The 19,089-nt window shown below is 57.2% G+C and carries 19 protein-coding genes; 9 read left to right on the forward strand and 10 right to left on the reverse strand.

All coding sequences use genetic code 11. The features are described from left to right. The first annotated feature begins 28 nt into the window (after positions 1-28). Positions 29-1,204 carry an MFS transporter gene (locus ACG98I_RS02760; RefSeq protein ID WP_394718186.1) on the forward strand — a complete coding sequence of 392 codons (1,176 nt, stop codon included), beginning with the start codon at positions 29-31 and terminating at the stop codon, positions 1,202-1,204. A 232-nt stretch (positions 1,205-1,436) separates the two neighbouring features. Continuing rightward, positions 1,437-2,618 (forward strand): NADP-dependent malic enzyme, encoded by a 1,182-nt coding sequence (locus tag ACG98I_RS02765; protein ID WP_394718188.1) that lies wholly within the window; start codon positions 1,437-1,439, stop codon positions 2,616-2,618. A 31-nt stretch (positions 2,619-2,649) separates the two neighbouring features. On the opposite strand, the gene ACG98I_RS02770 is transcribed toward ACG98I_RS02765, so the two are convergent. The 6 genes from ACG98I_RS02770 to ACG98I_RS02795 are packed head-to-tail and all read right to left on the reverse strand — an operon-like array spanning position 2,650 to position 8,495. Then, positions 2,650-3,921, reverse strand: a complete 1,272-nt coding sequence (locus ACG98I_RS02770) for an alpha/beta fold hydrolase (RefSeq protein WP_394718190.1) — start codon at positions 3,919-3,921, stop codon at positions 2,650-2,652. Positions 3,922-3,970: 49 nt separating this feature from the next. Next, positions 3,971-5,110 carry an o-succinylbenzoate--CoA ligase gene (gene menE, locus ACG98I_RS02775; RefSeq protein ID WP_394718192.1) on the reverse strand — a complete coding sequence of 380 codons (1,140 nt, stop codon included), beginning with the start codon at positions 5,108-5,110 and terminating at the stop codon, positions 3,971-3,973. A 15-nt stretch (positions 5,111-5,125) separates the two neighbouring features. Next, entirely contained in the window at positions 5,126-5,968 is an 843-nt protein-coding gene (locus ACG98I_RS02780; protein WP_394718194.1) for a metal ABC transporter permease, read from the reverse strand. Then, the gene (locus ACG98I_RS02785) at positions 5,952-6,839 is read right to left on the reverse strand and encodes a metal ABC transporter permease (protein ID WP_394718196.1); all 888 of its coding nucleotides are present in this window, start codon (positions 6,837-6,839) and stop codon (positions 5,952-5,954) included. The genes ACG98I_RS02780 and ACG98I_RS02785 overlap by 17 nt, the downstream gene beginning before the upstream one ends. 10 nt (positions 6,840-6,849) lie before the next feature. Further along, positions 6,850-7,560 carry a metal ABC transporter ATP-binding protein gene (locus tag ACG98I_RS02790; RefSeq protein WP_394718198.1) on the reverse strand — a complete coding sequence of 237 codons (711 nt, stop codon included), beginning with the start codon at positions 7,558-7,560 and terminating at the stop codon, positions 6,850-6,852. Beyond that, a complete protein-coding gene (locus ACG98I_RS02795) occupies positions 7,557-8,495 on the reverse strand; it encodes a metal ABC transporter substrate-binding protein (protein ID WP_394718200.1) in 939 nt (312 codons plus the stop codon). Before ACG98I_RS02795 ends, ACG98I_RS02790 begins: the two co-directional genes overlap by 4 nt. A gap of 93 nt (positions 8,496-8,588) precedes the next feature. Here ACG98I_RS02795 and ACG98I_RS02800 point away from each other — a divergent pair, with 93 nt between their 5' ends. Both ACG98I_RS02800 and ACG98I_RS02805 read left to right on the forward strand, forming a co-directional pair. After that, positions 8,589-9,269 (forward strand): metal-dependent transcriptional regulator, encoded by a 681-nt coding sequence (locus ACG98I_RS02800; protein ID WP_394718202.1) that lies wholly within the window; start codon positions 8,589-8,591, stop codon positions 9,267-9,269. A 43-nt stretch (positions 9,270-9,312) separates the two neighbouring features. Further along, positions 9,313-9,612, forward strand: coding sequence for a hypothetical protein (locus tag ACG98I_RS02805; RefSeq protein WP_394718204.1), 300 nt, complete (start codon positions 9,313-9,315; stop codon positions 9,610-9,612). A 218-nt stretch (positions 9,613-9,830) separates the two neighbouring features. Here ACG98I_RS02805 and ACG98I_RS02810 read toward each other — a convergent pair whose 3' ends face one another. Beyond that, a complete protein-coding gene (locus ACG98I_RS02810) occupies positions 9,831-10,292 on the reverse strand; it encodes a DoxX family protein (protein ID WP_394718206.1) in 462 nt (153 codons plus the stop codon). Between the two features lie 187 nt (positions 10,293-10,479). Further along, positions 10,480-11,427, reverse strand: coding sequence for a 1,4-dihydroxy-2-naphthoyl-CoA synthase (locus tag ACG98I_RS02815; protein WP_394718208.1), 948 nt, complete (start codon positions 11,425-11,427; stop codon positions 10,480-10,482). 35 nt (positions 11,428-11,462) lie between these two features. On the opposite strand from ACG98I_RS02815, the gene ACG98I_RS02820 reads away from it, so the two are divergent. Both ACG98I_RS02820 and ACG98I_RS02825 read left to right on the forward strand, forming a co-directional pair. Further along, complete coding sequence (locus ACG98I_RS02820) at positions 11,463-12,488, forward strand: o-succinylbenzoate synthase (protein ID WP_394718210.1); 1,026 nt, start codon at positions 11,463-11,465, stop codon at positions 12,486-12,488. Positions 12,489-12,586: 98 nt separating this feature from the next. Continuing rightward, entirely contained in the window at positions 12,587-14,488 is a 1,902-nt protein-coding gene (locus tag ACG98I_RS02825) for a VWA domain-containing protein (RefSeq protein ID WP_394718212.1), read from the forward strand. Between the two features lie 11 nt (positions 14,489-14,499). Here ACG98I_RS02825 and ACG98I_RS02830 read toward each other — a convergent pair whose 3' ends face one another. Next, complete coding sequence (locus ACG98I_RS02830; RefSeq protein WP_394718214.1) at positions 14,500-15,156, reverse strand: response regulator; 657 nt, start codon at positions 15,154-15,156, stop codon at positions 14,500-14,502. A 4-nt stretch (positions 15,157-15,160) separates the two neighbouring features. Continuing rightward, positions 15,161-15,886 (reverse strand): sensor histidine kinase, encoded by a 726-nt coding sequence (locus tag ACG98I_RS02835; protein WP_394718216.1) that lies wholly within the window; start codon positions 15,884-15,886, stop codon positions 15,161-15,163. Positions 15,887-16,000: 114 nt separating this feature from the next. Here ACG98I_RS02835 and ACG98I_RS02840 point away from each other — a divergent pair, with 114 nt between their 5' ends. From ACG98I_RS02840 to ACG98I_RS02850, 3 genes are read left to right on the forward strand one after another with little or no spacing between them, the layout of a single operon-like run. Further along, on the forward strand, positions 16,001-16,687 hold the full coding sequence (locus tag ACG98I_RS02840; protein WP_394718218.1) for an ABC transporter ATP-binding protein: 687 nt from the start codon (positions 16,001-16,003) through the stop codon (positions 16,685-16,687). Then, the gene (locus ACG98I_RS02845; RefSeq protein WP_394718220.1) at positions 16,684-18,117 is read left to right on the forward strand and encodes an FtsX-like permease family protein; all 1,434 of its coding nucleotides are present in this window, start codon (positions 16,684-16,686) and stop codon (positions 18,115-18,117) included. The genes ACG98I_RS02840 and ACG98I_RS02845 overlap by 4 nt, the downstream gene beginning before the upstream one ends. Continuing rightward, positions 18,110-19,078, forward strand: coding sequence for a S41 family peptidase (locus ACG98I_RS02850; protein WP_394718222.1), 969 nt, complete (start codon positions 18,110-18,112; stop codon positions 19,076-19,078). The genes ACG98I_RS02845 and ACG98I_RS02850 overlap by 8 nt, the downstream gene beginning before the upstream one ends. The last annotated feature ends 11 nt before the right edge of the window (positions 19,079-19,089 follow it).

Genomic DNA, 19,089 nt, shown 5'->3' on the forward strand with positions numbered 1-19,089 from the left:
ATAGGACAAATGAAGAAAGGATGAGCCCATGAGCACAGCCACCACTACCGAGTCACGGTTTCCTGTCGTTCCACTAACTGCGATGAGTTTTGCGGCATTTGTGTACGTCACTTTTGAAATGTTCGCCGTGGGCCTCATCCGCCCGATTGCGACTGATTTGGGTGTTGCCGAATCCCAAATAGGTCTGCTCATGACCCTCTATGCCGGTGTGGTCGCGGTAGTAACCATCCCCGCGATGATGTGGTTAAAGCGGTTTAATAAGCGCAGTATTTTCCTCATTACTTTGGCGTTCTTAGGTACGGGCATCGTGATTCAGGCCCTGACCGTCAATTATGGAATGCTCGCGCTCGGTCGCATCATTGCTGCGCTGACCCACGGCGTGTTCTGGGCATTGGTGGGGCCGATGGCCGCCCGCATGTCACCGGGTCATACCGGTAAAGCAGTGGGTGTGGTCTCCATTGGATCCACCATGGCGCTGGTGGTTGGTTCGCCATTGGCAACGTGGGTGGGTGAGCTCATCGGCTGGCGCAATGCGACCTGGCTGCTTGGCGTGCTGGCACTAGGTGCTGTGGCCGTACTGATTCCGACTGTTCCTTCGCTGCCGTCTTTGGGAAACGATGCGGAATCTACCTCTCAGCGCACCATGCCCTGGGGGCTGATTTCCTTGGTCGTATTCTTGTTGCTGGCCACCACGGGTGTTTTCGCCGCATATACCTACCTCGGCCTGATTCTGGCGGAGACCGCCGGCGCAAGCTTTGTCTCCCTGGGGCTTTTCGCGTTCGGCGCGCTGGGTCTTATTGGCGTGACCGTTGCGACCCGAACCGTTGACCGCCGTATGCTGCGCGGCAGCGTGCACACCACCACGTTATTTGTCATCGCGGCTATTATCGGCCAGATTGCTTTCGGCTTGGAAGGCGCACTCGCAGTGGTCGCCATCTTCCTGGCGGTCATTGTCTTCGGTGGCGCTTATGGCGCGCTGCCGACGCTGGCGACCACCATCTTTTTGCACGCGGGGCGTAATAATCCCGATGCAGCGTCATCGCTGTATGTGGTGACCTATCAAGTCGGTATCGCCTCCGGCGCAGCAGTCGGTGCTCTCGCTGTGGATAATGCTTGGACCGCCGGCACCTTGTGGATTATGGCAGGGCTCAGCTTGGCCTCCACGCTCGTGCTCGCGCTCTGGTCACGCCCATTGTTGCGATAGCAGGCTGCGAGAGAAGACTGCGAAAAGGGCTGTAGAGAGTGGCTGCTTCATAAGGGCGGCCACTGCCTTCGCGTGATTAATATTCATTGTTAATGGGGGTAATTGCAAGGATAGCAACAAAGGTCAACGCGGAGTTTACAAATGTGCGCACAGCGTATTGCCTATTGAGCTACAGAATTGGTTAGTGTGTTTGGACTAGAAAGCACAACCTACTCCACACAAGGCGAAAACCATGACTAGTACGCTCAACCGCAGCACTGTAAACCTCACCGAGGAAGAAATCTTCGACGCCCACGAGGGCGGCAAGCTCTCTATCGGCTCCACCCGTGAGCTTCGCGATATGCGCGACCTCTCCCTGGCATATACCCCAGGTGTCGCGAAGGTCTGCGAATCTATCGTTGAAGATCCAGAGGTTGCCCGCACCCACACCGGTATCGGCAACACCGTTGCTGTGATCTCTGATGGTTCGGCAGTACTCGGCCTGGGCAATATCGGCCCGCAGGCATCCCTTCCGGTCATGGAAGGCAAGGCACAGCTGTTTAGCTCTTTCGCAGGACTGAAGTCCGTTCCGATTGTTTTGAACGTTCACGAAGTCGACGAGCTGGTTGAGGCCATCGCTGCGATTGCGCCATCTTTCGGTGCTATCAACCTCGAAGACATCTCTGCGCCACGCTGCTTCGAGGTCGAGCAGAAGCTCATTGAGCGCCTCGATATCCCTGTTATGCACGATGACCAGCACGGTACCGCCGTGGTCATCCTCGCGGCACTGCGCAATTCCCTGAAGCTGCTCAACCGTGAACTGGCCGGTTTGAAGATTGTCATCTCCGGTGCTGGTGCTGCGGGCGTAGCTTCCGTGGATATGCTGACCAACGCTGGTGCGACCGATATTATCGTGCTCGACTCGCGCGGCATCATCCACGAATCTCGTGAGGACCTCACCCCAACCAAGCGTGCCCTGGCAGAAAAGACCAACCCACGCGGGGTTACCGGCGGTATCAATGAAGCCTTTACCGGCGCTGAGCTCTTCATTGGTGTTTCTGGCGGCAATATCGGCGAAGAAGCCCTGCAGCTGATGGCACCAGAGCCAATCCTTTTCACCCTGGCCAACCCAACCCCGGAAATTGATCCGGCGCTGTCCAACAAGTACGGCGCAGTTGTCGCCACCGGCCGCTCTGACCTGCCGAACCAGATCAATAATGTCCTGGCTTTCCCAGGCATCTTCGCCGGTGCACTGGCTGCAAAGGCAACAAAGATTACTCCAGAGATGAAGCTGGCTGCCGCTGAAGCGATTGCGTCTATCGTGGCTGATGAGCTCGATCCAGGCCGCATTGTTCCAGCCGCTATCGACTCACGCGTTGCACCAGCGGTCAAGGCTGCGGTTCAGGCTGCCGCAGAGACCCACGGCGCCAACTAATCAGTGTGCCACTATCTGGAGTTCATTTCAGCTAGTGGTCTTTGATAAGTCCACGCAGGCGTTGGAAGATTCCGGCGCCATCATGGCCGATGCCATCATGCTGAAAGAGATTGGTGACCTCATAACGTAGGTCACCATAGGCATCGGCCGTCTGTAGGGAATCCTCGAAAGGCACAAAGATGTCATCGAGGTAGACCTCGGCGGCGCTGGTGGGGGCATCGGCAAGCGCTGCGGCGTCATAGGGGGACGCTGACCATTCGTGCGCGGCGACAGCCATCGCGGCATCTTTGTCGGGGATAAGAGCTGGGTCTTCGTCGAATTGCCAGGGGAAGATGTGCTCGCCTGTGAGATAGAACTTGTCCGCCGTGCGTGGGTCTGCTGCTTCTTCGAAGCCGGGGATTTCTTCACGCATCCGGTGTGCTGCCCAATTAGTGGCGGCCTGCCCGCCGACACCGCCGTAGATGGACTCATGGATGGATGCATAAAGCGGATTGGATTGGAATGAAACCTGCGTGCCGATACTGTTGAGGAAATCTGTGCGCAGGCGCTTTTCGCCACCCGTGGTGTGGAAAGGGTTTTCCAGCAGATACGCCAGTGAGTGGAAACCAGTGCCGCGCCCAAGGTTGATGCCGATGGTACGGAAACGCCGTGAGGAGAGGCGCTCACCGGTGGGCAGTGTTTCATCTGATTCATCGAGGTGTGCGCAGATTTCACGAATGCGCTCTTCGGCCCAGGGGTACTCGCGGTAGAAACGGTCATGGCGCACCGTGAGCTTGTCATAGGTGGTGCGGTAGAGGTCATCGACGGTTTTATTAAGCGTGGGCAGACCACCGGTGAGGTAGGCGTGCTCCACGGACTCTGGGTAGCGAGAGAGATAGGACGTGATGCAGAATCCACCAAAAGACTGACCAAATAGGGACCACTTATCCAGGTTGAGATGCTTGCGCAGAGCCTCGGCGTCTTCGACGATGTACTCCTGGCGCAGCAGAGTCAGGCGCTCAACATCTGCCGGGTTGGCGGTATCAATGCGGTGGGAGTTACCGGTACCGCGCTGGTCCAGTAGGATGACGCGAAACTCCTTGAGCATCTCACCGATAACGCCGCTCGCTGCTAATGGGCGCGGGGCAGGGGAGCCGGGACCGCCCTGAAGATAGACGATGGCCGGGGCATCATGCTTATCGGGTGCGACGATTTCGCGGGCGAAAAGCTCCAAAGTCTCGCCGTTAGGCGCGTTGAACGGATCCCAGGCAACGTTGATGGTGTGGGCGGTGAAATCAAAACCGGAGTGTCTATTAGTGCTCATGGGATTCAACTCTACGGCGTGCACCGTGCCCACGTGGTGGGATTTTAGTTTAAGCGCTAAAGAGCTTCAGCACCGCTTGACGGTCGATCTTGCCGGGGCCGGTAACGGGCATATCCGGCAAGCGCTTGAGTTCTTTGGGCAGCTGCCAGCGGGGGATGTCGGCTTCCTCAAGGGCTTCGAGGATATCCGGCATAGATGCCCACCCGGTATACGCGGCGACGATCGCCTGGCCGAGGCGTGGGTGCGGGGTGCCAACCACGCAGGCTTGTTCCACACCTGGGATTTTCAGCATGGCAGATTCCAGCACCTCTGGGTGTAGCTTGAGCCCGCCGGAATCGATGATGTTATCCAAGCGCCCTGTCACGGTGAGCACGCCATTTTCTAAGACACCGCCATCAGAGGTTTGAAACCACCCGGGCTCCGCGAAAGCTTCATGGCCGGGCGCATTGCGATAACCATGCGCGATGGTTGGCCCACCTAGATAAATGCGGCCCTCATCCACGCGTACCTGCGCGCCGGGCAAGGCTACTCCGTCATAGACACAGCCACCGGCAGTCTCAGAAGAGCCATACGTGGTCACAACGTTGATCTGCATTTTGGCTGCTGACTCCAACAACTGCGGATTAGTGGCAGCACCGCCGACCAAAATTGCATCATAGGATTGCAAAGCTTCGATACCCACCTGGGTATCCATTGCCTTGGCCAACTGCAGTGGAGCGAGCGAGGTATAAGTGCGCTCGCCCGTCTCTTTTAACTCCCGGGTAGCACGCGCGAACTCGGAGATATTAAAGCCGGCGGAGACATCGATAGCCAAGGGCTCGACCCCTGCAACCATGGAGCGAATAAGAACCTGCAGTCCGGCGATATGGTGCGCTGGCATCGCGAGCAACCAGTGCCCTGGCCCGCCCAGGTACTGGTAGGTCGCATCTGCACTAGAGATCAGATTATGAGCCGTGAGCTGCGCGCCCTTCGGAGTGCCAGTCGAACCTGAGGTGGGCACCACCAATGCGATATCCGCGTCGATTTCTTCGCCCGCGCGCTGTGAATTTTTCAACAGCGTGGACTTGGTCTTATCCGCAGCGGGCAAAGGTAGGAGCGAATAGCGGCCCGTAATGGCTAATTCCAGGTCAGGAAGGATAGCTAGCGGATCGGCAGGTGGGATAGGTAAAGGACGAAGAACATGTGGCACGACTTAAAACCTTAGTCAGTTAATACCAACTTTCGCGGTGCGACGTGGAACGATAATGAAATGAAGAACAAGAATTATGACAAAGATTCCCGCGTAGGTCACGGCCATAAACGCCGAGGTTGACGCGTTCGCGTGATAAGCCAGCCAGAAGCCAATGGGTGCGGTGCACACGGCGATAAGGCAGGCTAGGGCGAACATCATCGGCACCCGATTGGTCAGAAGGCGCGCGCAGATGGCAGGAAAGACCATGAGCGCGATGACTAACATGGCACCGGCTGCGTGAAAAGCGCCGGTGCAGGTGGCCGCAGCCAACGCCATAAACACAGTGTGCAGTCCGCGCGTACGGATACCCGCGACAAAGGAATACGCCGGATCAAAGATGGCAGCGGTGTGCCGCGGCATGGTTACCAGGATGAACACAGCATTGATCACTGCCACCCCAAACATGATGAGACTATAGCCGGGATTAGTAAACGCCACCAGATTTAAGTCACCGATGAGCACCACGTGAACATCCAAGTGCACATTGGACATGCGCGTGGAAATCAGAACAATGCCGGCGGCAAAAAGCGCCGGGAAGATGAGACCGAGCGCGGCATCATTGGTGATGATTCCGCTGCGCCCTAGCCAATCGGTGCCCAGGGCCACGGCCAGCCCGCCGAGCGCGGCAGTCAATAATAGCCACGGAGAATCAATATCGGAGGTAAACAGATAGCCTATGGCGATGCCGGGTAAAACGGCATGCCCGATGCCATCGATAAGCATGCTATCGCGCTTTAACACGATGAAAACGCCGGGAATAGCACAGGCCAGCGCCGTTGCGATGGCCAAAAGGCAGGCGCTAAGAGCTAAAGACATGAGTGGTGCGTACCTTCTTTGCTGTTAAAGATATGGCTGCGATGAGCGCTTGGACCAAGACAATCGCGGGGCCTGTGGGGATGGAACCGACCGCGGTTTCGCCCGCGGCGATGGATAGATAAGTGCCAACGCTTGCCGATGCCCCACCAATCGCAGCGGAACTGAAGATGAAGGGGAGAAGCCGGTTGCTCCATTGTCGTGCGGCGACGGCGGGTGCGATGACGACCGCGACCATGAGCACGACGCCAACCACTTTGACGCCAATGACTGTAATAGCCACCAGTGCGAAAAAGCCCAAAGCGCGGATGGTATTTAGGTGTAGCCCTGCTAGCTGGGCGAAAGGGGCGTCAAAGACGACAGAGGACTGCTTATGGTGTATCAACGAAAGGATAAGCAGGACACCGCCGCCAATGACAAGTGCGGAAATCACGTCAGCGCGTGTGAGCGTCGAGGCATTGCCCAAAAGATAATCCTGAATTCCGGCTTTGCCGGGGATGGGATTACGGGAAATGTACTGAAGCAACAGCATGCCGAGTGAGAAGAAAGTCGTTAATGTCGCGGCCATGGCAGCGTCCCGGTGAATCACCGTGCGATTGGTGATCGCGGAGATAATCGCGACGGCAACCAGGCCGGTGATGATGGAACCGGCAATAAGCGCCAACGGATTGCGGCCGTCAAAACCGAGTGTGGCGAGGACGAGGAAGGCGCCGAGTAAGCCGAGCAAACTGGAATGGGAAATGGCATCAGCAATAAGTGCTTGACGCTGGACCAATACCAACGGTCCGAGTGCGCCGGCGCAGATACCGATGATGACTGTGCCCAGCAGCGCTTGGGTATAGGTGTAGTCCGTGAGGAGATCGAGTGGGTTCATCAGTGGTGGTTCACCGTGGGAGGGTAAATAGTTGAGTGATGGCACCGTCGGTAAGCGTCTCGGCGGTGGGGCCGGAGGAAATGATGCCGTGGGCACCGAGCAAAATGACGTCATCGCAGTATTCTGCGACCTCGGCCAAATTGTGGTGAACCAGCAAGACCGTGACACCGTTATCGCGCAGCCTTTGAAGAACTGTGACGATGGCATCCTGGCTGGCCGCATCCACACCCGCGAAAGGCTCATCAAGGATGAGCACTTCCGGCTCGGCGGCCAGCGTGCGGGCCAGCAGCACTCTTTGGCGCTGGCCGCCGGATAGTGCTGAAATCGGTCGTTTGGCCAAGTCGGCCGCACCGGTACGCTCTAATGCCCGATGTGCTGCGGCTTTTTCTTCTTTGCCAGGCCAGCGATACCACGGCAGACGTGCACTAAGGCCCATAATCGCGATGTCTTCCACGACTGCTGGGAAGGACCAATCGAGGGCAGCTTGTTGCGGCATATATCCGAGACGGTCACGAAAATGTTCCAGTGACTTGGCAGCGAAAGTGATGCGCGCGCCGGGCTCAGCGCGAACGAGGCCTACGGCTGCTTTGACGAGAGTGGATTTACCTGCGCCATTCGCGCCGACAAGACCGGTTATACGGCCGCGTTCGACATGCGCGCTGATTGAGTCCAGTACTTTATTGGCGTCATAGCTGACCGAGAGATTTTCAATATCGATCATTTACTTAAGCCTTCTGCTACCGCTTGAGCATTGTGGGCAAAAGCCCCCAGATAAGTATCAGTTGGCTCAGTTGCGCCGAGGGTATCTGCGAAGAGTTCTTCATCAGAGACCTCCACTGCCCAGCCGCGGGATTCTACCGCTTCGCGTAGCGCGGTAATGGCCTGCGGATTGGCCTGGTTGTCCTGGAAGATAACTGGTATTTCTTTCTGGGCAATCAGATCCGCGAGTTCTGAAATCTCCTGGGGTGACTTTTCAGCATCAGTACTGACGAAGTCCGTGGCGTGAACTTCAAAGTCAAAAGTGTCGCCAAAGTAGTTGAACGCATCGTGGCCGGTAATAAGGGTGCGAGAGGAGACGTCGGCAAGCATTGCTTCCGTGGCTTGGGCCGCGGCGTCGATTTCTTCCGAGTAGGCCTTGGCATGGGCATGGTAGGAATCCGCGTTAGCGGCATCGACTTCGGCGAGCTTGTCACCAATATGGCTTACAACCTCGGTCCACAGCTCCGGTGAGTTCCAAATATGAGGGTCATAAAGCTGCTCACCACCGTCGCCTACCTCGTCCCATGAAAGAAGCTTGGAGGTATCGAGCTGATCGCCGACGGCCAACTGCTTTTCTCCGAGGGATTCTAGTTGCTCAATCATCTGCGCTTCTAGGTGCAGGCCATTCCACAAAACCAGGTCCGCGGACTGCATCTGCTCGATGTCTTTGGTCGAAGGCTGGTAGGTGTGCGGGTCTCCTCCAGGGCCGACCATGGTGATGACCTCTGCGTCTGGCGCAAGGTTCTGCGCCGCATCCGCCAAGTAGCCGGTGGTGGCATAAATGGTCATTGGCTTGGAACCATCAGAGGCAGCAGCATCTTCAGCTGCAGAAGAAGAGCAAGCAGTGAGCGCTGCAGCTGCACTGAGCGTGGTTAGAGCACACAGAATTCGTTGCATTTCCATCCTTGAAATTCTAAGTTCAATGCCTTGAACATTTGAAAGCATACGTATGAAGAAATGATTTGGAAACAGCGTGACTAGGATGGGGGTATGCACGTGACAGATTTGCCGGAGCGCACCCAGGACTACCTCAAAGAATTGTTTGATCATGAGGAGCGCAGCGGGGCGAACCTTCCCCTCGCGTTGGGGGATTTGGCAGGCGCGCTGGGGCAAAAACTTCCCACCGCATCGGAAGCTGTAAAGCGCTTGGCGGCGCAGGAATTGGTGCTGCATGAGCGATACCGAGGGGTGACGTTGACGGAACTCGGCCGCGAGCTAGCACACCAGGTGGCACGACGTCACCGACTATTAGAAACCTTCTTGGTGGATACGCTGGGATATACGTGGGATGAAGTGCATGAAGAGGCGGATGTCTTGGAGCATGCCTGCTCGGATCGTTTCATTGCGCGTCTTGATGCCCACCTGAATCACCCCACCCGCGACCCGCACGGTGATCCGATTCCGCGTGCCGATGGCTCCACCGACCCACTTTCTACCTGCACTCTTGCGGGGCTTTCGGTGGGCCAAAAAGTCGTTATGGAACAGGTTAATGACGACGATCCTGAGCTGCTGCGCTTCCTTGCAGCACAAAACATGCGCCCTGGTACTGAGGTTGAGCTAGTGCAACCGCCACTTGCCGGGCTATTGCACATCAGTGTCGATGGCGGTGAACCCTTTGCGCTTGCTGAGGTCGCCGCGCACGAAATTACGGTGCGTTCGAATACGGAATAGCTTCCAGTCTTTGCCTGTCCGATCCGGCCGATAACTTGGGTGCATGGATAAAGAACAGACGATAGAAATTGCAAACAATTTCGACCCTACGTATCAGTGGGTACCTTCGACTCAACTGAGTAGCGGCGGTTGGATTTTAGAGCCAGCTGATGCTCGAATCGTCATGGATGACGGCTTGGTGGTCACGAATGATGGCCTCCCCGGCATGTATATCGACTTTGAGGGGCGTCCGTACATGATGTATGGTCCGCCTGGGAGCTGGCCGCGAGAAGCTATTGAAGCTCTGAGTGAATTGACCGAGAGGGACGAAAGCGAATATATCGAGCTGTTTGACGAAGATTAATTCAACGGCGCGGGCAAAACGGGGACAACATAATCAAGTTGACGCCCATTCGTACAGCCGCTGCGGATTGCCTTCTCATGTGGGATTGAGGATTAATCGACATTAATCGCGGGAAAACCTAAAAGGCCGGCACCTGAAGGTGCCGGCGGAAAATGACGCGGACTCATTGCGGAACCAAGCCAGGTGAGGTGCCTTGGTAGATTGTCCGGGATTTGAGGTTAGGCAGCTACTGGAGTCTTGGCTGCAGCTTCTTTGTTCTTGAAGATGAAGTTGTCTGCGGCGTACTGGCCAGGGCCTGCTGCGAGAAGAATTACTGCAACAGCGGCGATAACCATAACTAGCTCCCAGCCGTTCTCGGTAACCATGACGCCGGAGCTGAAGTGGCCGCCCCAGATACCGGCGCCAACCATTTGCAGTGCAACGAGTGCGGCAGCAATGCGGGTAATCAGACCGGTGAGAATCAAGATGCCACCGACAAGTTCAATGGCAGCTGCGATAGGTGCTGCGATGCCAGCGGCAGGAACGCCCATACCGGTGAAGGTATCAGTAGTTCCCGCAATGGTCCACTCGTTGAACTTCTGCCAGCCGTGGGCAATGAGAACTACGCCTAGGATGATGCGTGCAATGAGGAGGCCGGCGGACTCAGTTGGAGACTTAAAGGTTGAAGTGAAATTCAGCATGGCGAAAGTGTAAATCATCGATGTTGTCGCGTCAACTTAAAGCTTTAACTAATTTTCTAACGTCTTCTAACGTAGCTTGGACGTAGTAACGTGTCGGGGTAATTTTGCGGTAGATGGCGTCGACAAAGGTCGGCGCAAGGTACCCCACAGCCCCGAGTGAGTAATTCGCGCGGGGCTGTTGTATTTCCTAGTAGTAATAAGGGAACTCGTCCCAGTTCGGGTCGCGCTTTTCCAGGAAGGAATCGCGGCCTTCGACGGCTTCGTCGGTCATGTAGGCCAGGCGGGTGGCTTCGCCGGCGAATACTTGCTGGCCCATCAGGCCGTCATCGGTGAGATTAAAGGCGAACTTCAGCATGCGCTGCGCGGTGGGGGACTTGGTGTTGATTTCGCGGGCGGCCTCGATTGCTTCTTGTTCAATGTCCTTGTGGTCGGCCACGATGTTGACCGCGCCCATCTGCTGCATGCGCTCAGCGGAGTAGGTGCGGCCGAGGAAGAAGATTTCGCGGGCGTATTTCTGACCGACCATCTTGGCCAGGTAGGCGGAGCCATAGCCGGCATCAAAGGATCCGACATCGGCGTCGGTCTGCTTAAATGCAGCTTCCTGGCGGGATGCGATGGTGAGATCGCAGACCACGTGCAGGGAGTGGCCGCCGCCAGCAGCCCAGCCATTGACCACAGCAATGACCACCTTCGGCATGGTGCGAATGAGGCGCTGGACTTCCAGGATGTGCAGGCGGCCGCCTTCAACCTTCTCACGGGCGGTGTCGACGGTGTCAGCGGTCTCGCCGTCGGCGTAGCGGTAGCCGGAGCGGCCACGGATGCGTTGGTCGCCGCCGGAACAAAAAGCCCAGCCGCCATCTTTTTCACTCGGACCATTGCCGGTCAACAACACGGTGCCCACGTCCGGGGTGCGGCGCGCATGGTCGAGTACGCGGTAGAGCTCGTCCACGGTGTGTGGGCGAAAAGCGTTGCGGACCTCAGGTCGGTCAAAAGCGATACGCACGATGCCATTGGCGCGGCCTTCGCCCACGTGACGGTGGTAGGTGATGTCGGTGAGGTCGGAAAAACCCTCCACGGTTTTCCACTGGGAAGCGTCAAAAGGATTTTCGGTGCTATAAGTTCGGGTTGCAGTCATGCACTCTAATCTAGTCGCCGCCTAAAGTAGCAAGCATGCAGATCGACGATATTCTAGACCGCGCCCATGTGGTCGCCCTTCCCATGGCCGTCAAGTTCCGTGGAGTGACCACCCGCGAAGCATTGCTTATCGATGGCCCCGCCGGCTGGGGCGAGTTCGCCCCCTTCCTCGAATATGGTGCCCAGGAATCCGCGCCGTGGCTGGCAGCGGGCCTGGAAGCAGCATATGAAGGTTTCCCGGAACTGGTGCGTGACACCGTCGAGGTCAATGGCACCATCCCCGCGGTCGATGCGGCGCAAGTTCCAGACGTTATGAACCGCTACCCAGGTGTACGCACGTGGAAGGTCAAAGTCGCTGAGCCAGGACAAACCTTGGAAGATGACATCGCGCGTGTGAATGCAGTGCGCGAATATGCCCAGGAACATAACCCGAGTTTGTCTCCCATTATTCGCGTGGACGCCAACGGTGGCTGGAGCGTTGAAGAAGCTATCGCCGCGGCGAAAGAAATGATGCCGCTGGATTACATGGAGCAGCCCTGCCGCACGGCGGAAGAGCTCGCTGAGGTGCGCAGTCAGCTCATGCGCAATGGACTATTTGTGCGCGTAGCTGCTGATGAGTCCATTCGAAAAGCACAGGATCCATTCAAGGTGGCGGATTTGCAGGCGGCAGACGTGGCCATTGTTAAGCCCGCGCCCTTGGGCGGTGTTCGCAAGACCCTGGAGATTGCGCGCCAGCTGCGCGAGCGCCACATGGATATCACTGTTGCATCAGCGCTGGATACGGCCGTTGGCATGAATATGGGGCTGGCTACCGTGGCGGCGCTGCCGATCATCTATGACGATGAAGATATTGATGTCCTTCCTGCCGCGGCGGGTTTGGCCACTGGTTCCTTGTTCATCGAAGATGTTGCCGTGCCGCACAAGCTGGTGGATGGTGCACTGCCTGCCGCGCCCGTTGCTGCTGACCTGGACCGCGTGGTGGCCTTGGCAGCACCGTCGGAGCGCCGCGATTGGTGGTTTAACCGCGCCCGGGAATGCTATTCACTATTGAATTCAAAATAATTTTTCCCGTACCTGACCAGCGCTTGTTCAACTGGTGTTCAGTTTCTCATAATCTTTGGTGATTGTGAGGTGAATAACCGCTAGCTAGTCTAGGGCGCATGGTCAAAGGAAAAGCTATTGCGAGCATTATTGCCGCTATTGGTCTTGCAATAAGCTGCGCCCCCGCTGCGGTGGCGCAGGAATCACAGGAATCTGATGTCCCGCCCACCATGGTTATCCTCGACGCATCGGGATCGATGGAACAAACCGATGCAGGTGGGCAGACCCGCATGGATGCCGCCAAAGAAGCAACCCATACCTTCCTTGACGGAGTGAGTGATGATTCGGAGCTCGGGTTCATTACTTACGGCACGGGAACCTCAAATGCGCCCGAGGAACGCGAGGCCGGCTGTGAGGATGTCACCACGCTGGCGCCGGTTGGCGCTGGTCAACTAGAGGATATCCGCGGGGAGGTCGATGACATCGAGGCCTCCGGTTACACACCAATGGGCCCGGCACTGCGTCAGGCCGCTGATGAATTACCGGATGAGGGCCCCCGCAATGTCGTGTTAGTCTCTGATGGCATTGATACCTGCGCGCCGCCGCCGGTGTGTGATGTGGCTAAGGACCTGCATGAACAAGGCATCGATTTAATCATCAACACCGTTGGCTTCCTGGTTGATGATGAAGCTCGCACTGAGCTTGAGTGCATTGCCGAAGCTGGCGGCGGGCAATACTTGGATGCCAATGACGCAGATTCTTTGGCGGAATCCATGCGGGTGCTGCACACGCGCTCCATTAACGCGTATGAGTCTGACTTGGAGGAATACGAGGGCTCCGATAGTGAGACCACGCCAACTGAGGTCCCCGCAGACGTCACGTCATTCTCAACCCCGCTGCACGATCCAGGTGCGGCGCTCAATGAGATCAATGGCGATGCCCAACACTGGCGGATCCCCGTTGAGGAAGGCGAGCGTATCGCAATCTCCGCGCTGACTGTACAGCCGCCAAGCTTCGGCGGACTCGCCGATAGCAGCTTTGGATTGAGCATTGATTTTGCTAATTCTGCATGCCGTGCTGCTGATTGGAATTCAGTAGATTCTACATCTGCCCAGGGTGTGCAGGCAGGCGCGTTAATCAGCAAGCAAACAAGTGAGGAATGCGGTGCTGATGGTCATGTGGATTTCTCCGTCTCACGGCGCGGCAATTTCATGGAAGGCGAAGACATCCCGCTGGAGCTGACCATTACCCGCATGGCCGGCGAAGATGTTTCGGACGTACCTGAACCTGAAGCAGATTCCGATGTCGCAGAGGTTTCTTTGCCCGCTAAGACCAGCGATACAAACCCCGGCACCTGGTTTGATGATGCAGCTGAGATACCTGCGGATGGCGTAGAAGCAGTGGAGACCGACATCGTGCCAGGTGAAACACACTTCTATAAAGTGCCCGCCGAGTATGGCCAGCGCCTCGCCGCAACCCTTCGTCCCGACGGCACTGACGTCGAACGCGCCGCTGGCGTCAGTGCTGACCAGCTAGAGATCAAGCTTTTCAACGCAGCGCGCCAACCGACTGCGAACGCAGAGACAGCATCACCATCTAATGACTCTGTAGCGACCATCGGACACGCAGCCCCATTGAATTACCGCAACATTGATGACGGGACTTCAACAACTAATCGTCTATGGCTAGACGGCGAGCAATACATTTCCGTGAACTACCGGCGCATCGGCGGCGGGGAGAATGGAGAAGTCGGGGACGGTGAGCAGCACACCGCCCGTTACTCACTCGCAGCTCTCATCGACGGTGAACCTCAACCCGGACCGACCTTCAGCGCGGCGAGCGAAGAAACTTCCGCACCAGCTGAAGGAGAAGCGGGAGCAGCAGATTCCTCTGAAGACGAACCGCAGGCAGCAGCCGAAGAATCCGATAGCGGGTTCGGCGCGATGGGCTGGACGCTCGGCGGCGTCGGCGTGCTGGTGCTCATCGGTGCGGCCGTGGTTCTGATTCGTCGTCAGAAATAGCTAGTGAATAGTTAGTGCAGATTCTGCGCTGACAGGTACTCCAAAATGGCTTTGACGCGGCGGTTATCCTCGGATGCGTCAAGGCCTAATTTCATAAAGATATTGGACACGTGCTTGGCCACGGCCGCAGACGACAGCACGAGCTTGGCAGCGATGTCCTTGTTGGACAGCCCCTGGGACATGAGTTCTAAGACTTCTTGTTCCCGCGGAGTTAATGTGGCAAGGCCTGAACGCGAGGTGGACATTAAGGCGCTTGCCACCGAGGGGTCAATGACCGTTCCGCCGGAGGCAACAATCGCCAAAGAATCCAGGAAGGATGCCACCTCACTAATGCGGTCTTTGAGCAGGTAGCCGGTCCCACCGGTGGCATCGGCGAAAAGCTCTGATGCATACACGGGCGCGACGTATTGGCTGACCACCATGACAGCTAAATCCGGGTATATCCCGCGCAATTGGACCGCGGCCTGAAGCCCGTCATCGGACATCGAAGGTGGCATGCGCACATCGGTGATAACCACATCAGGCACCTGGCGTTCGACCACCTCAATGAGTTCGGGCGCGCTAGAAGCTTGGCCGATGACATTATGTCCACGGCGTTCTAAAAGCCCGGCGATTCCCTCCCGTAGCAGCGCGGAGTCATCAGCAACGACGATGGAAAGTTGTGTCATAACTCTATTTTCCTTCCTCATCGTGGCGTGTGAAAGTCGGGGTACCGCGTTCAACCAATAGCGGAATCCGCGCGGACAAACTGGTGGGCCCACCTGCTGGAGAGGTGATTTCCAACCATCCACCAAAGGCATCGAGTCTATCGCGCATGCCCGCGAGCCCTGCGCCTTCTACCATTCGCACACCGCCGGGGCCTTGGTCAACGACTGTGATGTGGAGATTCTCATCGGCAACCAATAAGACAGAGACATCCGCGCCCGGCGCGTATTTCGCGGCATTAGTTAAAGCCTCGGCGCAGAAGAAATAGCCGGAGGCCAGCACGCTGGGGGAGAGCTTCGGCAATGGATGCGGCGCAGCCACCATGACGTGTGGGCCGTAGCCGGCAGCCATGTCTTTGACCGCGGCCACCAGTCCGCGCTCGGCCAAGACTTGCGGGTGGATACCGCGTACGGTTTTTCGCAGTGCTTCGAGCCCGCGGTTGAGATCGTGCTGTGCCGTTTTGATGAGCTCTGCTGATTCCGGTGGGGCATCGAGCAGGGCCTCTCCAAGTTTGATCGACGCTGCCACCAGGTATTGCTGCGTGCCGTCGTGCAGGTCGCGCTCAATGCGTTGGCGCTCAACCTCATAGGCATCAGCAATAGCGCGCCGGGATTTGGTCAGCTCAGCAATGCGCTGAGCTTGGGCTTCTTCATAAGTTGAAGCTGATGTGCGTTGTCCGCGCTTAAACCACATGCAGCCCAGCGTAGCGCGGCCAGGCCTAGCGCTCCCAAGGTAGTGCTAGCACTACCGGAAAGTGCAACGCTGGCACCATGGTTTATATCTGGCCATCCGAGTGAAATAGTGAACATGGAAAATTTACTGCACCTTGATGACGTCACCAAAGACTTTGGTGGCGCACCTGTTCTGTCTGGAATCACGCTCAATATTCGCGCCGGTGAGACCGTCGCTGTCATGGGACCGTCGGGCTCTGGCAAGTCCACGCTGCTTCATTGCATGTCGGGCGTGCTCACGCCGTCGTCGGGAAAGGTGGTGTTCAAAGAGCACGTGCTTTCCGATTCCCCTGATGCCACCCGCTCCCGTACCCGCCTTTCGGATTTCGGCTTTGTCTTCCAAGACCATCAGCTGTTGCCCGAGCTTTCCGCGATAGATAATGTCGCGCTGCCAGCGATGCTCAACGGCACCTCGCGCGCCAAAGCGCGGGCGAAAGCACAAGAATTACTGGACCAGCTGGGATTGGGAACGCTGATGGACCGTCGCCCGGGTCAGGTCTCTGGCGGCCAGGCACAGCGCATCGCGGTTGCCCGCGCATTGGTCACCTCGCCATCGGTGATTTTTGCCGATGAGCCGACTGGCGCGCTGGACCAAGCCACTGGCCATGAGGTCATGCAGATGATGACCGCCATCGTGCAGCGCACCGGCGCAGCCCTAGTGATGGTCACGCATGATGCGCGCGTGGCCGACTGGATGGAGCGCCGTATCGAAATCCGCGACGGCATCATTCACGACGATCGACTGGTAGGAGGCCGCCGATGAGCACCACGATGAAGACCAGCACTTTGGTCCTGGATTTGCATAAAGCCGCGCTGCGCACCCGCACCGGCACCGGCGTGGTCACGCTCTTGGCGATTATGAGCCTGACCGTAAGCTCCACCGTTGCTTTCCTCGTCGCCGGTGGCACCTGGATGTTTTATGAGCGGGCGCAGCGTCCGGAAGACTTTCAGGTCGTTATGGAAGCACTCGGGCTTGATGATGCCGGCCCTGAGCTGCAAAACGGAGTCATGGCGCCATGGGTTGTGCTCGCGCTGTTTGCGTGTGCATTCCTGGTACCAACCATCTTTTCGCTGACCGCCCAGGCCGCGGTGCTGGGGGCATCGGGACGCGAAAAGCGTCTGGCCACCCTGCGCCTTATTGGGCTGTCATCTGGCGATATCACGCGGATGACCATGTTGGAGACCGCAGTCCAAGCAATCATCGGCATTGTTCTCGGCGGGCTGCTTAGCTTCCTACTTGTTCCTGTGTTTAGCAATCTCACCTTCCAGGAAGTGTCTATTGGTGCGGCTGAGCTCATCTTGCCGTGGTGGGGATACGCGGTGGTCGCCGCCGTGATTTTCCTGCTGGCTGTTGGCGCATCAATTGCCGGTATGCAGCGCGTGCGTGTCTCGCCCCTTGGCGTGACCCGCAAGGAAATGCCGCCGGCGCTTAAATACCGGGGCCCTATCATGTTTGCGGTGGTGACCATCGGCACGCTGCTTTTGGTGCGCAACACCAGCATGGATGACGGCGCATTCGCAATGGCTATTGTCGCAGGCGTAATCGCGGTTAACGTGCTGCTGATCAATTGGCTCGCCCCGTTTGTACTGCAGGTTATCTACCGCATGCTGGCGCTATTGCCCGGCAACGCACACTTTGTGGCAAGCCAGCGAATCGTCGCAGATGCGAAGACCACCTGGCGCCGCAGTGCTTCCACTGCATTCTTTGGCGTGATTGCTGGTTTCCTCATCATTTCGCCATTTGGAAATGACGGCCTGGCAAGCCTCATCCAGGAAGAACGCGGCACCTATATGATGTTCGGCGATGTCACCACCGGTGGGCTGCTCACCTTGGGCTTCGGCTTCGTGCTGTCATCAATGGCTATCTTCTTGAGCCTGTCTTCACACATCTTTGAACAGGCCAGCCTTAATCGCTCGCTGCACTTAATCGGTGTCAACCGTGGCTTCTACCTGCGCGCGCAGATCGCTGAAACGCTTGGTCCCATCATCATCGTCTCACTTATTGGCTTCTCTTTCGGCGTGCTGGTTGCTTCAACAATGCTCGCCGGAGCCCTAGCCGACGTCAATGTATTAGGCCGCGTCGCCATGGCGATTACGTTCTTAGGCATTGGTTGGTTGATGACGCTCATCGCCATCGTCGCTGTGGAACCGCTTCGGACAAACACCCTCGAGATTGGACGCGATAATGGTTAAGAAGATAGTACTTTCCGTCTCTGTGCTTCTCCTTGCGGCAATCGCAGCTGCCGTGTATTTCCTTGGCCCCACCGTGGGTGCCATGTACACGGGCAAGCCGATATTCTTAGGCCACGATAGCCCTAAGCGCTACGGTAATTCGGTGCTTACCATGGCAGAGACCCAAGGCATTCACGCGGATTCGCAAGAATTCGCCCGCGCGAAGGTCGAAGCCCAAGCCGCGATTGAATCCGCGAATACCCGCGAGGAGCTCTACGAACCACTACGTAAAGCAGTAGAAGCCGCCGGCGGCAAACACTCCAGCCTGTTTACCCCGGAGGAATCCGCGGCCCAATCCGAAGACATCGAAACCGATGAGCAGCCAACTATTAAGCGCCAAGGAGGGATGGTTGTTGCGACGCTGCCAGCGGTTAACCGCAACGCTGATGTGCAGGCCTACGCTGACACCATTGCCGAAGGCGTGCAGAATGCCACGTGCGCCGTGGTGGATCTGCGTGGCAATACTGGCGGTGACATGGGGCCGATGGTGGCAGGTCTTTCGCCATTACTCCCCGATGGCGACGCCATGTTCTTTCACTCTCCCTACACTGAGAGCGCCGTGACCGTCGATGGTACCTCGGTATCCGGCGGTGGCACAGCACTCAGCGTGGAAGCAGAGAAAAACACCGATATCCCCATCGCTGTGCTGGTGGATGAAAAGACTGCATCGTCGGGCGAAGCTACCATGTTGGCGTTTAAAGGCTTGGAAAATGCTGTGTCTTTTGGTCAACCGACCGCGGGGTTTGCCACGGCAAATACCGTTTATGATTATCCGGATGGCAGCTATTTAATGCTGACAATCGCGCAGGATAAGGACCGGAATGGTCAGGTTTATGGCGATGACCCCATTGCGCCTGATCATCAGGTGGATGATGCAATGGCCTCAGCCCAGGCTTGGCTTTCGGAACACGGTTGCCGGTAGGTTGTTACACC

Source organism: Corynebacterium sp. L4757, assembly GCF_043673995.1.
Taxonomy (GTDB): Bacteria; Actinomycetota; Actinomycetes; order Mycobacteriales; family Mycobacteriaceae; genus Corynebacterium.